The sequence below is a fragment of the Pseudomonas sp. AB39(2026) genome, assembly GCF_059831485.1.
The window spans coordinates 2,024,210-2,037,395 of the sequence record NZ_CP195212.1 but is presented as its reverse complement, the minus strand read 5'-3'; the positions used below and the strand labels follow the sequence as shown (position 1 = coordinate 2,037,395).

The 13,186-nt window shown below is 61.7% G+C and carries 15 protein-coding genes and 1 tRNA gene; 9 read left to right on the top strand and 7 right to left on the bottom strand.

Translation table 11 applies throughout. The features are described 5' to 3' along the window. The first annotated feature begins 191 nt into the window (after window positions 1-191). Window positions 192-851 (top strand): Pr6Pr family membrane protein, encoded by a 660-nt coding sequence (locus ACSAMW_RS09245; protein ID WP_500593664.1) that lies wholly within the window; start codon window positions 192-194, stop codon window positions 849-851. On the opposite strand, the gene ACSAMW_RS09240 is transcribed toward ACSAMW_RS09245, so the two are convergent. The 3 genes from ACSAMW_RS09240 to ACSAMW_RS09230 form a co-directional block, all read right to left on the bottom strand. Continuing rightward, complete coding sequence (locus tag ACSAMW_RS09240; protein ID WP_500593663.1) at window positions 808-1,581, bottom strand: siderophore-interacting protein; 774 nt, start codon at window positions 1,579-1,581, stop codon at window positions 808-810. The genes ACSAMW_RS09245 and ACSAMW_RS09240 overlap by 44 nt on opposite strands. A 2-nt stretch (window positions 1,582-1,583) precedes the next feature. Beyond that, entirely contained in the window at window positions 1,584-2,123 is a 540-nt protein-coding gene (locus tag ACSAMW_RS09235) for a PadR family transcriptional regulator (protein WP_500593662.1), read from the bottom strand. Between the two features lie 98 nt (window positions 2,124-2,221). Next, window positions 2,222-3,133 (bottom strand): LysR family transcriptional regulator, encoded by a 912-nt coding sequence (locus ACSAMW_RS09230; RefSeq protein ID WP_500593661.1) that lies wholly within the window; start codon window positions 3,131-3,133, stop codon window positions 2,222-2,224. Between the two features lie 96 nt (window positions 3,134-3,229). Between ACSAMW_RS09230 and ACSAMW_RS09225 the strand changes: the two genes are divergently transcribed. Beyond that, window positions 3,230-4,414 carry an aspartate aminotransferase family protein gene (locus ACSAMW_RS09225; protein WP_500593660.1) on the top strand — a complete coding sequence of 395 codons (1,185 nt, stop codon included), beginning with the start codon at window positions 3,230-3,232 and terminating at the stop codon, window positions 4,412-4,414. Here the strand turns inward: ACSAMW_RS09225 and ACSAMW_RS09220 are convergent. Then, window positions 4,411-4,935 (bottom strand): DUF4174 domain-containing protein, encoded by a 525-nt coding sequence (locus ACSAMW_RS09220; RefSeq protein WP_500593659.1) that lies wholly within the window; start codon window positions 4,933-4,935, stop codon window positions 4,411-4,413. The two genes, ACSAMW_RS09225 and ACSAMW_RS09220, sit on opposite strands and share 4 nt — an antisense overlap. Window positions 4,936-5,066: 131 nt before the next feature. After that, complete coding sequence (locus ACSAMW_RS09215) at window positions 5,067-6,500, bottom strand: M48 family metalloprotease (RefSeq protein WP_500593658.1); 1,434 nt, start codon at window positions 6,498-6,500, stop codon at window positions 5,067-5,069. 185 nt (window positions 6,501-6,685) lie between these two features. On the opposite strand from ACSAMW_RS09215, the gene ACSAMW_RS09210 reads away from it, so the two are divergent. Continuing rightward, window positions 6,686-6,925, top strand: a complete 240-nt coding sequence (locus tag ACSAMW_RS09210; protein WP_500593657.1) for a sulfurtransferase TusA family protein — start codon at window positions 6,686-6,688, stop codon at window positions 6,923-6,925. 20 nt (window positions 6,926-6,945) lie between these two features. Further along, window positions 6,946-8,016, top strand: a complete 1,071-nt coding sequence (locus tag ACSAMW_RS09205) for an AI-2E family transporter (protein WP_500593656.1) — start codon at window positions 6,946-6,948, stop codon at window positions 8,014-8,016. A gap of 21 nt (window positions 8,017-8,037) precedes the next feature. On the opposite strand, the gene ACSAMW_RS09200 is transcribed toward ACSAMW_RS09205, so the two are convergent. Continuing rightward, window positions 8,038-8,502, bottom strand: a complete 465-nt coding sequence (locus ACSAMW_RS09200; RefSeq protein WP_500593655.1) for a peroxiredoxin — start codon at window positions 8,500-8,502, stop codon at window positions 8,038-8,040. A 10-nt stretch (window positions 8,503-8,512) separates the two neighbouring features. Continuing rightward, window positions 8,513-9,073 carry a glycine cleavage system transcriptional repressor gene (locus ACSAMW_RS09195; protein WP_168085969.1) on the bottom strand — a complete coding sequence of 187 codons (561 nt, stop codon included), beginning with the start codon at window positions 9,071-9,073 and terminating at the stop codon, window positions 8,513-8,515. 260 nt (window positions 9,074-9,333) lie between these two features. Here ACSAMW_RS09195 and dapA point away from each other — a divergent pair, with 260 nt between their 5' ends. From dapA to ACSAMW_RS09170, 5 genes are all read left to right on the top strand, one after another. Beyond that, the gene (gene dapA, locus ACSAMW_RS09190) at window positions 9,334-10,212 is read left to right on the top strand and encodes a 4-hydroxy-tetrahydrodipicolinate synthase (protein WP_500593654.1); all 879 of its coding nucleotides are present in this window, start codon (window positions 9,334-9,336) and stop codon (window positions 10,210-10,212) included. A gap of 17 nt (window positions 10,213-10,229) precedes the next feature. Continuing rightward, complete coding sequence (gene bamC / locus ACSAMW_RS09185) at window positions 10,230-11,342, top strand: NlpB/DapX family lipoprotein (protein ID WP_500593653.1); 1,113 nt, start codon at window positions 10,230-10,232, stop codon at window positions 11,340-11,342. Continuing rightward, window positions 11,343-12,101, top strand: coding sequence for an MBL fold metallo-hydrolase (locus ACSAMW_RS09180; RefSeq protein WP_168085972.1), 759 nt, complete (start codon window positions 11,343-11,345; stop codon window positions 12,099-12,101). A 26-nt stretch (window positions 12,102-12,127) separates the two neighbouring features. After that, complete coding sequence (gene purC, locus ACSAMW_RS09175) at window positions 12,128-12,838, top strand: phosphoribosylaminoimidazolesuccinocarboxamide synthase (RefSeq protein ID WP_500593652.1); 711 nt, start codon at window positions 12,128-12,130, stop codon at window positions 12,836-12,838. Window positions 12,839-13,034: 196 nt separating this feature from the next. After that, a tRNA-Ser gene (locus ACSAMW_RS09170) sits at window positions 13,035-13,124 on the top strand. Window positions 13,125-13,186 lie beyond the last annotated feature (62 nt).

Sequence of the window (13,186 nt, the reverse complement as noted above, 5' to 3'; positions counted from 1 at the left end):
AACGCACAACGCCGCCATGTAGGCGGGGAATAGGGGCAGGCATTGAAGGCAGTCTTTCTAATGGTTTTATGTAATAGGCTGAACGGGTTCAGCCAGAAGCGCGGGGAGAATATAGCCATCTGCCGCTGCGGCAAAGCGCCGCTGCAAAAAGACAGTCTTGTTCACTTCGTAACAATGCGGAGCGGCGACTGATGCGGGGGCTCACTGCAGTAAAGCTACTGGCCTTGATTGCCTGGGCCGCCATTGTGACGCAGGTTTACCTGGTACTGCAGTCGCGTTGGGCAATAGGGGCGAGCCTTGTGGGCGGGTTGATCCACGTATTGAGTTATTTCACGGTACTGAGCAACACCTTTGCTGCCGCGGTATTGAGTGCGCACGCTTGGCCTCGGGGCACACGCCCGTCACGTTTCTTGCGCTTGCCGCCGGTAGCCAGTTGCGCAGTGCTCAGCATGCTGCTGGTGGGTATTGCCTACAACCTGCTACTGCGCCAGTTCTGGCACCCTCAGGGAGTGCAATGGGTGGTCAATGAGGTGCTGCATGACCTGATGCCGCCAGCGATGCTGGCGTTCTGGTGGGTGTGCGTTCCCAAGGGGCAGTTGCGCCGCCACCATGTGGCGCTTTGGGCACTGTACCCCTTGAGCTGGTACGGCTTTACGCTAATGCGCGGCTGGTCCATCGGTGTATGGCCATACCCCTTCATGGACGCTACCGAGTTGGGTTTTGCCCGTGCGTTCGTCAACGCACTGGGCCTGTTGGTTGCGTTTTGCCTGGGCGGGCTGATAACGGTAAGCGCGGACGCTGGCTTGGCTAGGCGTCGTCGCCTTCACGGCGCCAATAGCCAGCAGCCTTGACGTGGTCTTCGCTTAGCTGGAAGTGGTCCAGCAGAATGCGTCGCAGCCGGCGTGACAACGACGCTTCAGTGGCAATCCAGCCATAGAGCCTGCCGGCGGGCAGGGTCAGCCCGGCGACAGTGTCCTCAAGGCGTTGCGGATGGCGCAGCACCCAGATCACTTCCAGGCCAGGCCGCCCTGGCAGGGGTTGGCGCTCCTGATCGTCTTCTATTTCGATCACCGCCAGCACCTGGCGGTTGGCAGGCAATTCTTCCAGCCGCCGGGCGATGGCGGGGAGGGCGGTTTCGTCGCCAATCAACAGGTAACTGTTGAACACGTCCTCCACAATCAGCGAGCCACGGGGGCCGCCGATGTATAGCGTATCTCCAGGTTGAGCCTGCTCAGCCCACGTCGACGCGGGGCCGTCACCGTGGATCACGAAGTCGATGTCCAGCTCGCCAGCCGCCAGGTCGATACGCCTTGGGGTGTAATCGCGCATAGCGGGCTTGGGCCCTTCATCGCCCTGGCCTAGCACCAGCGTGGGCAGCGCCGCAGCTTCCTCGGGGGTACGTGGGAACATCAGTTTGATGTGGTCATCCGGGGCCAGGCTTAGAAAGCCCGCCAATTGCGGGCCGCCCAGGGTGATACGGCGCATGCGCGGCGTTAGGTCGGTTACCCGCAACACTTCCAGCTGGCGGCGTTTGATTTCATGCATCACGCGGCGTGTGGCCGATTCAGGGCGTTGAGTCATGGTTACTCCTCAGAGGCAGTGCTGCCGACGATGGCATGAGCTGTCTGGTTGAGCAGGTCGCGAACCCGCGTGATTTCCTCTTCGGTCCAACGGCCGTGATGAACATGCAACGCATGGCGCAGGTTGTTCACCGCCTCATGGATGGCCGGTGGCCGCTCAGGGCCGCGCAAGGCCCGCTTGCTAACGTCAATGCGGGTTCGAATGCCGTCCAGCGCAATGGCCTGCTCGCCTAACGAGGCCTGCCCGGCGTCAGTGACGCTGTACAGCTTCTTGTTGCCGTCGGCCGCACTGACAATCAGGTCGCTTTCTTCCAGAAACGTAAGGGTAGGGTAGATCACGCCAGGGCTTGGGCTGTAGGTGTCATCGAACAAGCCTTCGATACGGCGGATCAGGTCGTAGCCATGGCAGGGCTGCTCGGCGATTAGTGACAACAGCAGCAGTTTGAGATCGCCGGGGGCAAAGACCTTGCCACCGCGCGGGCCGCGTTCACGGCCGCGGGGGCCATGGTCAAGGCCGTCATGGTGAGGATGATGGTGTTTCATGGTGATACTCCTATGGGGTGTGGGCTCACATTAAGATATATCTTAAGAACAGTCTATAGATGTATCTTTCCGTTCGTCGCCAGGGTATCCATAGTTTCTCAGCCGGGCTTTGCCCAATGGTCGAGCGCGAAGTCCACGAACGTGCGGATTTTAGGCAAGCGGTAGCGGTCGCTGGCATACATCAGGTTCATGGGGCGGCGGGGTAGGCGATAGGCTTGCAGCAACGGCACCAACCGGCCGGTCGCCAGGTCATCGGCCACAAGAGGGTCCGGCATCATCACGATGCCCATGCCGGCCAAGGCGGCCTGGTGCAGCCCAGACGAGCTGTTCATGATGATCGACCCGCTGACCGGTACCAGTACCTCCCCCTCAGCACCCTCCAGCCGCCATTGCTTCTCCACCCATTGCCAGTCATCCCCAGCGGGGTAATCGAAGGCAAGGCAGTTGTGGGCGCATAAGTCCATCGGCGCCTGGGGCACACCATGGGCATGCAGGTACGCGGGCGCTGCACAGATGGTAAGGGTGTAGTCTTCCAAGCGGCGCGCAATGACTCCGTTGGCCGGGTCAGGGTTGCCCAGGCGTATGGCAATATCGAAGCCGTTGTCCAGCAGGTCCAGCCGCTGGTTGCTCAGGACCACATCAAGCCGGACCTTAGGGTACTGCCGATGGTAGTCGGCCAGGGCAGGGGACAGCCGTTCCACGCCAAACGTCAGCGGCGCCGTAATACGCAGTCGGCCCGCAGGTTCGGCCTGGGCCTGTTCAGCCAACTGTTCGGCAGCATCTACCAGCCCCAGCACCTCCACACAGCGCTGGTAGTACTGGGTGCCGAATTCGGTCAGGCGCTGGCGCCGGGTGGTACGTTGCAACAGGCTGACGCCCAGGCGCTGTTCAAGGGCCCGAATGTGATTGCCCACCATGGTCGTTGACATCCCGCACGCCTGTGCGGCAGCCGTCATGCTGCCTTCCTCCACCACCCGTACATATACCGACATGGCCAGCAACACATCCATTATCAACCTCAGCTTGCCAATGATTAAACAAAGCGGATGTTTATCCAGCTCAAGTGGTTAACGATACTGGAAGCCTTCAAGGAAAGGAGCCCAGACATGACCGCCGCGAACCTGATGAATACGTACACCCCTTTGCCAATGAGTTTCGTACGCGGTGAGGGCGCTTCCCTGTGGGATGCCGCGGGCAAGCGCTACCTGGATGCCATGGGCGGCGTGGCCGTGACCTGTGTCGGCCATTGCCACCCGCAGGTGGTTGAAGCCATACGCGACCAGGCGGGCCTGGTCCTGCACACGTCCAACCACTACGACATCGACTGGCAGCGGCAACTGGCTGGCAAGCTTGCCGCCCTCAGTGGCCTGGACGCCGCCTTTTTCAACAACTCAGGCGCCGAGGCTAACGAAACGGCCCTCAAGTTGGCGCGCCTGACGGCGTGGCACCGGGGTATCGAGCAGCCGCGCATCGTGGTGATGGAGGGCGCCTTCCATGGCCGCACCTTGGCCACGCTGGCGGCCAGCGATTGTTCGGGCGTGCGCCTTGGCTTTGGTGCGCACGCAGATGACTTCCTACGGGTGCCCTTCGGCGATATCAATGCGCTGAACGCTATTGCCCAGCGCTATGGTGCACAGGTGGTAGCTGTGCTGATGGAGCCGGTTCAGGGGGAAAGTGGTGTCCGCCCCGCCCCGGCTGGCTACCTGCGTGCTGTGCGGGCGCTGTGTGATCGCCAGTGCTGGTTGATGATGCTGGACGAGGTGCAAACCGGGCTGGGGCGCACAGGGCACTGGTTTGCCTATGCCCAGGCAGGCATCGTGCCCGACGTGCTGACGCTGGCCAAAGGCTTGGCCAACGGTGTGCCCATTGGTGCCTGCCTGGCGCGGTCACGTACGGCACAGCTGCTGACCCCCGGCAGCCATGGCAGTACCTTTGGTGGCAACCCGTTGGCCTGTCGCGTAGCGTGTGAGGTGCTGGATATCATCCAGCGCCAGCACCTTGTCAGCCATGCGCGGCAACTGGGTGCCTGGCTGCTGGCAACACTGCAATCACGCCTTGCCACAAACCCGGCGGTGCGCGAAGTACGGGGGCAGGGGCTGATGATCGGTATCGAATTGAATCACGCCGCCGGTGGCCTGGCCCAGCGTGCCGCCGAGCGGGGGCTATTGCTGAACGTGACCCGGGGCACCGTGATACGGCTGCTGCCAGCCTTGACGCTGACAGAAGACGAAGCGTCCCAAGTGGTGGAACATTTGGTGGCGCTATTGGCCCCGACAAACGCGGTGGCTTAGTCGTCCAGGTCCGACGCAGGCTTGGCCGCAGCACCTTTGGCGGGCTTGCCCTTGGCCTTGGCGGCCTCCGGAGCAGGCTCGGCAGGCGCTGCTGCCGCCGCGGCTTCTTTCTCGGCCATGGGCATTTGGTCGATGGTCGAGAACACCTGTTCCAGTGGTAACGGGTCGGTGCTTTCCAGCTTGCGCTCACCGTCCTTGCCCACCAGTACCACTTTGGTTTTGGTGCCGGCGTTTGGGTTCAGCTCGCGTATCAAAGCCATGGTAGCCTGGGTATCCAACGGTTTGCCGTTGCGCTCGCCGCTCAGGCCAACCACCTTGTACACCACAACGTCCCGCTGCTTCAGGCCGGGGTCCTGCACCGCGGCGCCTTCGTTGACCAATGCCTGGTCGCCGCTGCTTTTGGAGTAGATCAGCAAGGGCCTGGCCTTGCCGCGGTCCTGGGCCAGCGGCGAGTCACCGTCTGCCGCATACAGCGGGCTGGCGGCGAACAGGGCGGTAAGCGCGAGGGTGCGGATAAGCATGCAGGTCTCCTTCTAGATCCTTTAATCATCGCTCAAACTGGCAAAACGGCCAGCCCGGCGGGCAAATAAAACGCAGCGGCCCTTGTTGGTCACCTGAGAGGGCCGAGGGTTCGGTACAAGGCGCCAGGCCTTTAACGCATCATTTCTTTCACGCGCCGCTCCTGCTCCATCAGTTCCTTCTGGCGCGCGTCTATGCGCGAGGCCAGGGGGAAGTTGTCACCAGCACGGCGTTTGGCGAAGTCCAGCTGTTGCTGAGCCTGCTGGAAATCGCCCACCAGGGCGAAATATTCGGCGCGGGCCTGGTGCAGGCCAATGATATTGCCGTTCTGGCCGCGGGTTTCGGCCACCATGTACCACACGTCCGGGTCTTCCGGCCGGGACTTGAGCAAGGCGTCCAGGCCTTTTTCGGCGTCCGCGGTGCGGCCCTGCTTGAGCAGCAGGTCAATGCGGGCCTGGTTGAGCGGGTAGCTGTCGGGGTACAGCGTCAGCAGGCGATCCACCCGTTGTTGTGCATCTGGCAACCGGTTGTTGGTGATGTCCAGGTCCACTTCGGCCAGGTTGTAGGTCAGGTCGTTGGGCGCCTTGACCAACAGCGGCTTGAGGTTTTCCCGCGCTTCGTTGAGCTGCCCGGTTTTTGTCTGGGCGATAGCCAGGCCATAGCGGGCTACATCGTTACCAGGGTTCTCATCCAGTTGCGCCCGAAAGCGCTTGGCGGCAAGCCCCGGGGTTTCCTCGTACATCAGCTGCACCCGTGCACGCATCAGTTGGTAGAGCGTGCTGTCCTCCTTGCCGCCTTTGGGGGACTGTTCGGCGCGGTTACGGGTGTCGGCAATACGGGACTCGGTCACGGGGTGAGTCAGCAGAAACTCCGGCGGCTTGCCGTCGAACTGGTATTGCCGCGCCAGGCGCTCAAACATATTGGGCATGTTGCGAGGGTCGTAGCCGGCTTTTTCCAGGTTGAGAATACCGATGCGGTCCGCTTCGGCTTCGTTCTGCCGGGAAAAACCGCGTTGGTTCTGAATGGCAGCAGCCTGGCTGCCAAAAATGGTGGCCATGCCCGCATCGCCGGCCCCGGCAGCAGCCATCACCACGCCCGCCAACAGCGCCGCCATCAGCGGCAATTGCATGCGCTGCTGCGCTTCCAGCCCACGGGCAAAGTGGCGCTGGGACAAGTGGGCCAGTTCGTGCGCCAGTACACCAGCATATTCACCTTCGGTCTGGGCCCCCAGGAACAGCCCGCCGTTTACCCCCACAATGCCCCCCGGCGCTGCAAACGCATTGAGCTCCTTGCTATCGATGATCACGAATTCCAGGCGGCGGTCCTGCACCTGGCTAGTTTCGGCCAGGCGATACACGCTGGTTTCCACGAAGTCCTTGAGTTGCGCGTCGGGCAATTGCTTGACCTGCGAGCGCAACATGGCGAGCCAGGCGCGGCCCAGGTCGTGTTCCTGTTCGGGTGAAACGATCGCCGAGCTGGCATCGCCCAGTGAGGGAAGGTCATCGCCATGGGCAGGCAGGGCAAGCAGGCAGGCCAGGGCCAACAGCGTAGGGCGCAGAAGGGTCATGCACGAGACTCTGGGCGGCAAAAGGGTACTGTAGCCATGGCAAGGGGTCAGCCACAAGCGCAGGGTGAAGGGTAGTGTGCTCAATGTGTTGCCTGAAGATTTGCTCACACTTCTGTACCCTTGTGCCAAAGTGCCTTGTGGCAAGCCGTAATGCTGGGAACGACGCGAATGAGACGAGGGGTGTAATGGTCGACGAAATAAAGTGTGACGCGGAGGTGGATGCCAGCGGTCTGACTTGTCCGCTGCCCTTGCTCAAGGCCAAGCTGGCGCTCAATGGGTTGGACGCGGGTGCGGTGCTCAAGGTGATCGCGACCGACGCGGGCTCCCAGCGGGACTTTCGGACATTCGCCAAATTGTCCGGTAATGATCTGTTCAGTGAAACGGCCCAGGCGGGCACCTATACCTATTGGCTGCGCAAACGCTGACTCTCCATCAAGGATTTTGAATGTACAAGCTGTTCAGGGACTGGACCCAGCGCTACTTCTCAGACGAAGAAGCCGTGGTGCTGGTGTTGCTGCTGGTGCTGGCCTTCACCGTAGTGCTGACCGTAGGCGGCATGCTGGCGCCTGTGCTGGCAGCCATGGTGCTTTCATTTCTGATGCATGGCCTGGTTGCCCAACTGGAGCGCTGGCGCATGCCGCCGGCCATGGCTGTTGGGCTGGTGTTCACGCTGTTCATGGGGCTGTTGGCCGTGATTGTGCTGGTGCTGGTGCCTTTGCTGTGGCACCAGATCATCACGCTGTTCAATGAGCTGCCGGGCATGCTGGGCAAGTGGCAGTCCTTACTGCTGCTGTTGCCCGAACGCTATCCGCAAGTGGTGAGTGACGAGCAGGTGCTGGCGGCCATCGAAGCGGCCCGTGGCCAGATCGGCAAGTTCGGCCAATGGGCGCTGACCTTGTCGTTGTCCAGCCTGCCATTGCTGGTCAACCTCATGATCTACTGTGTGCTAGTGCCCATCCTGGTGTTCTTTTTCCTCAAGGACCGCGAGCTGATAGGCCGCTGGATCAATGGCTATCTGCCCAGGGAACGCGCCCTGCTGACCCGTGTGACCCACGAAATGAACCGGCAGATCGCCAACTACATTCGGGGCAAGGTGATTGAGATCGTTATCTGTGGCGTGGCCACGTATATCGGGTTCGTAACCCTGGGCCTGAACTACGCGGCCTTGCTGGCCCTGTTGGTGGGCGTATCCGTGGTAGTGCCTTATGTGGGCGCCGTGGTAGTAACGGTGCCTGTGGCGTTGATTGCGTTGTTCCAGTGGGGCTGGGGCGACCAGTTCATCTACCTGATGGTGGTGTACGGCATCATTCAAGCTCTGGACGGCAATGTCCTGGTCCCGCTGCTGTTTGCCGAGGCCGTGAACCTGCACCCGGTGGCAATCATCTGTGCTGTGCTGCTGTTTGGTGGGTTATGGGGCTTCTGGGGGATTTTCTTTGCCATCCCACTGGCCACGCTGGTGAAAGCGGTGCTGGAAGCCTGGCCACGGAACCAGGTTACCGTCGCCCCCTTGCTGTAGCTTGTACCTTAACAGGGCCGCCTACAGGCCCTGTGCCGCTTCCAGCACCTCGGCCACATGCCCTGGCACCTTCACCCCGCGCCACTCCCGCCGCAGCACACCCTGCTCATCAATCAGGAAGGTGCTGCGATCCACACCCAGGTACTCCTTGCCGTACAGCTTCTTGGGTTTGATAACGTCGAACAGCTGGCAGAGCGTTTCATCCTTGTCGCTGATCAGCTCAAAGGTAAAACCTTGCTTGGCCTTGAAGTTTTCGTGGGACTTGAGCCCATCCCGTGAAACCCCGAACACGACCGTACCAGCGGCCTGGAACTGTGCCTGCATGTCCCGGAACCCCTGGCCCTGGGTCGTGCAGCCAGGGGTGCTGTCCTTGGGGTAGAAATACAGCACTACCTTGCGCCCACGCAGCTGCGCCAGGGACACCGTTTCCCCGGACGTGGCCTGGGCGGTGAAATCCGGTACCGGTTGATCCAGCATTACGGCCATGTACGGCTCCTCAGACAGGGTTTTGCGGGCGCCAGGGTTCGATCAGCGCATCCAGGTTCAAGGCATCGGCAAAATCCAGGAACTGGTCGCGCAGCCAACTGATCTGTACGCCCGCTGGCAGCGTCACGGTAAAGGTGGCGTTGAGCATCATGCCGCCGGTCTGGGGCGCCTGGTAGGTGTCGCAGGTCAGGTTTTCCAGTTCCACGTTGTTGTCGATGAAGAACTGGCACAGCTCGTTGATGATGTCCGAACGGTACACCGAGCTGACGTAGGCTACGTAGGGCAGAGCCTGTGGGCGGCTTTCCAGTGTGGAGCTGCGTACCACGTCCACGTGCAGGTCGTGGCGTTTGGCCAGGCCAGGCAGCAAGCCTTCGAAGCGTGCAAGGGCATCCCAGTTGCCGGCAACCTGAAGCACCAGTGCACTGTATTCGCCGTGGCGGGTCAGGCGGGACGTAACCACCGAGCAGCGGCTGTCGTGGCTGGCCCGGCAAAGCACATTGGTCAGCTCCATGGGGTTGCGGCCCATGGCGCTGAGGACGAGGAATTGTTCGCGAACGGGTGGGGTGGACATGCAGCCTTCCTAAAGCGATGAGCGGTCGATACACGCAGGTGCCAGCGCGGGTGCCACATGGGCCGCCGGGGCTGCCCACAGGGCCTGGTGCGGTCGGCCTGCAGGGGTTGGCGCAGCAATAGCGCCCGCCTGTATCGATCAAAGGGCCAAGGGTAGCGAAAAGCGCCGCCTGTGGGAATGCTGGAAACGGAGGCGTCGCTTGTGCAAGGTCGGTGGCGCCAGTACCATTACCGCTCTCTTTTTCCGGCAGGAGCGGTTGCATGTACGCGGGCAGCATGGTGGCGTTGGCCACCCCGATGGATGCCAAAGGCGGTCTCGACTGGGACGCCCTGAGCAAGCTGGTGGATTTCCACCTCGAAAACGGCACCGATGCCATCGTCGCTGTGGGCACCACCGGTGAGTCGGCTACCCTGGACGTACAGGAGCACATCGAGGTCATCCGCCGCGTTGTGGCCCAGGTCAACAAACGCATTCCTGTCATCGCCGGTACAGGTGCCAATTCCACACGCGAAGCGGTGGAACTGACCACCAACGCCAGGAATGCCGGTGCCGATGCGTGCTTGCTGGTTACCCCTTACTACAACAAGCCTACGCAAGAAGGCCTGTACCAGCACTTCAAGCACATTGCCGAGGCCGTGGCTATTCCACAGATCCTTTACAACGTGCCCGGCCGCACGGCGTGCGACATGCAGGCCGATACCGTGGCCCGCCTGTCGAAAGTCGGCAACATCGTGGGCATCAAGGAAGCCACGGGCGACCTGCAGCGTGCCCAGCAGATCCTGGACCGCATGAGCCAGGACTTCGTACTGCTCTCCGGCGACGACCCTACGGCTGTTGAACTCATCCTGATGGGCGGCAAAGGCAACATCTCGGTCACCGCCAACGTGGCGCCACGTGACATGGCCGACCTGTGCGCTGCAGCCCTCAAGGGGGATGCCGCTACGGCACGTGCTTTGAACGAAAAGCTGATGCCGCTGCACAAGAACCTGTTCCTCGAAGCCAACCCGATCCCGGTGAAGTTCGCGCTACACGAAATGGGCCTGATGCCCGAAGGCATTCGCCTGCCGCTCACCTGGTTGAGCGATACCTGTCAAGAGCCGCTGCGGCAGGCCTTGCGCCAGTCCGGCGTTCTGGTTTGAGTGAGGAAGTACAACGCATGAAGCGCTTGGCTGGTCTTTCTGCCCTTGCTGTGATTATTTCGAGTACCAGTGGCTGTGGTTGGCTCTGGGGTGAGCACGGCTACTTCCGTGACCGTGGCAACGATTACCTGGAAGCGCGTCGCACCGAGCCGATGAACCTGCCCCAGGACGTGACCACCACCAAGCGCCTGGATCCGCTGTTGCCGATTCCGCGCAACGTGGCAGACGACACGGCCTTGAACGACTATGACGTGCCGCGCCCGCAGCCCCTGTCGGTGGCTGCCGAGAGTGGTGACTTCACCCTCCAGAAAAGCGCTGCAAGCCGGTGGGTCCTGGCCCAGCGGCCGCCTGCCGAAGCCTGGCCGATGGCGCGCCAGTTCTTCGAGGACAACGGCTTCCGTATCGACCACGAAAGCATGCAGACCGGCGAGTTCACCACGGCCTGGCAACCCTTCAGCAGCCTGAGCAGTGACCTGGCCCAACGCCTGCGTGCCACGGATGCCAACGGCGATATCCGCCTGCAGGTGCGGGTAGAGCCCGGTGTTCAGCGCAATACCAGTGAAATCTACGTAGTCAGTGCCCAGCGCCCGGCGGGCAGCACTGAAAACGTCGGCTTCCCGGCCAGTGCCACCAGCGGCGTAGACACGACGCTCGTGGACGAAATGCTCTCCAGCCTCACCCGCGGCAGCGAGAAAGGTGGCACGGTGTCCTTGCTGGCCGCTCGCGACTTCGACGCACCTGGCCAGGTGGCCATGACCGAGGACGGCAGCGGCAACCCGGTGCTCACCGTGGGCTCCGACCTGGACCGCGCCTGGTCCAGCGTTGGCCGTGCCTTGGAGCAGGGTGGCCAGTGGCGTGTGGAGGACATCAACCGCAGCCTGGGCCTGTATTACATCAACCTGGCAGAAAAAGGCGGCAAGCCGGAAGACAGCAAGCCTGGCTTCTTCGGTCGCCTGTTCGGGCACGAACCTACCAAGGAAGAGTTGGAAGCCCGTGCCGACCGTTATCAGGTGCGCCTGAGCAAGGTAGGTGATGCGGTTCAGGTCACGGTGGAGAAGAACATCAATACCGTGGCCCCGGCCGATGTAGCTCACCGTGTGTTGAGCGCCATTCAGGACAACCTGGGTTAAGTGCGCTTCGCCGTTCTCGGAAGCGGAAGCCAAGGGAATGGCACGCTCGTCTCCAGTGGCAACACGCTGGTGCTGGTCGATTGCGGGTTCTCCCTGCGTGAAACCGAGCGCCGCATGGCGCTGCTGGGGGTGCACCCGGCGCAACTGAAGGGCGTGCTGGTCACCCACGAGCATGCCGACCATGTGCATGGGGTGGAGCTGCTGTCACGGCGCTACAACGTACCGGTGTACCTCAGCGAAGGTACACGCACGGGGTTGCGCAAGCCGGTGGTCGCTGCGCGCAGCGTGCATTGCGGTGATGCCTTCGATATCGGCGACCTGCATGTGCGCGTGGTGGGTGTTGCCCACGACGCGCGCGAACCCACCCAGTACGTATTCAGCGATGGCGCTCGGCGTTTCGGGCTGCTCACCGATCTGGGCTCGTGGTGCCCGAAGGTGATGAACCATTACAGTGGCCTCGATGCCTTGATGGTCGAAGCCAACCACTGCCGTGAGCTGCTGGCCTATGGGCCGTACCCGTACTATCTCAAGCAACGGGTAGGCGGTGATCGGGGGCATTTGAACAACCACCAGGCCGCGAACCTGGTGGCAGAGCTGGGATGGCAAGGCTTGCAACATTTGGTGCTTGCCCATATCAGCCAGAAGAACAACTTGCCGGAACGCGCCAGGCAGTGCTTCGTCGATACCCTCGGGTGCGACCCTGCCTGGCTGCAACTGGCGGACCAGGCCTCAGGGCTCGACTGGCGACACATCGCCTAGCCCAACCACTGTTAGCGGAGCCCACCATGGAAAAACGCGAAGAACTGTACCGCGGCAAAGCCAAGTCGGTATACAAGACCGACGACGCCGACCGGCTGATCCTGCTGTTCCGTAACGACACCTCGGCATTCGACGGCAAGCGCATCGAGCAGCTGGACCGCAAAGGCATGGTGAACAACAAGTTCAACGCCTTCATCATGCAGAAGCTGGAAGAAGCCGGCGTGCCGACCCAGTTCGATCGCCTGCTGGGCGACAATGAATGCCTGGTGAAAAAGCTCGACATGATCCCGGTGGAATGCGTAGTGCGCAACTATGCCGCGGGCAGCCTGGTCAAGCGCCTGGGCATCGAAGAGGGCAAGCAGCTGGTGCCGTCCACCTTCGAGCTGTTCCTGAAGAACGACGCCATGGGCGACCCCTTCATCAACGAATCCCACGTGGTTGCGTTCGGCTGGGGTACCGCCGAGCAGCTGGCGACCATGAAGCAGCTGTCCTTGAAGGTCAACGACGTGCTCGCCAAGCTGTTCGATGACGCTGGCCTGCTGCTGGTGGACTTCAAGCTGGAGTTCGGCGTGTTCCATGGCCAGATCGTGCTGGGTGACGAATTCAGCCCCGACGGCTGCCGCCTGTGGGACAAGGACACCCGCAAGAAAATGGACAAGGACCGCTTCCGCCAAGGCTTGGGCGATGTGATCGAAGCCTACGAAGAAGTGGCCAAGCGCCTGGGCGTGCCGCTGTAACCTGTTGTTCTCTTTGTTTGCGCAAAGGTGTGTAGGAGCCTGCGAAGCGCTAGCGCAGCGGGCGAACCTGGCCGCTGAATGTACGCTCAATAAGCGCCTGCACCGAAGCGGCCACGCAAACGCCTGAAAGCAGGAGAGTTTTTTTCACCCCAAGGGCTTCGCCTTGGGGGAAACTGCTGCTATCATGCGCGCCACTGGAGAGATGCCGGAGTGGCCGAACGGGACGGATTCGAAATCCGTTGTACTGGCAACAGTACCTAGGGTTCAAATCCCTATCTCTCCGCCATATATAAGGCCCCGAGCGCTTAAAGCCCTCGGGGCCTTTTTCATTTGGGGGAATTTTGGGGG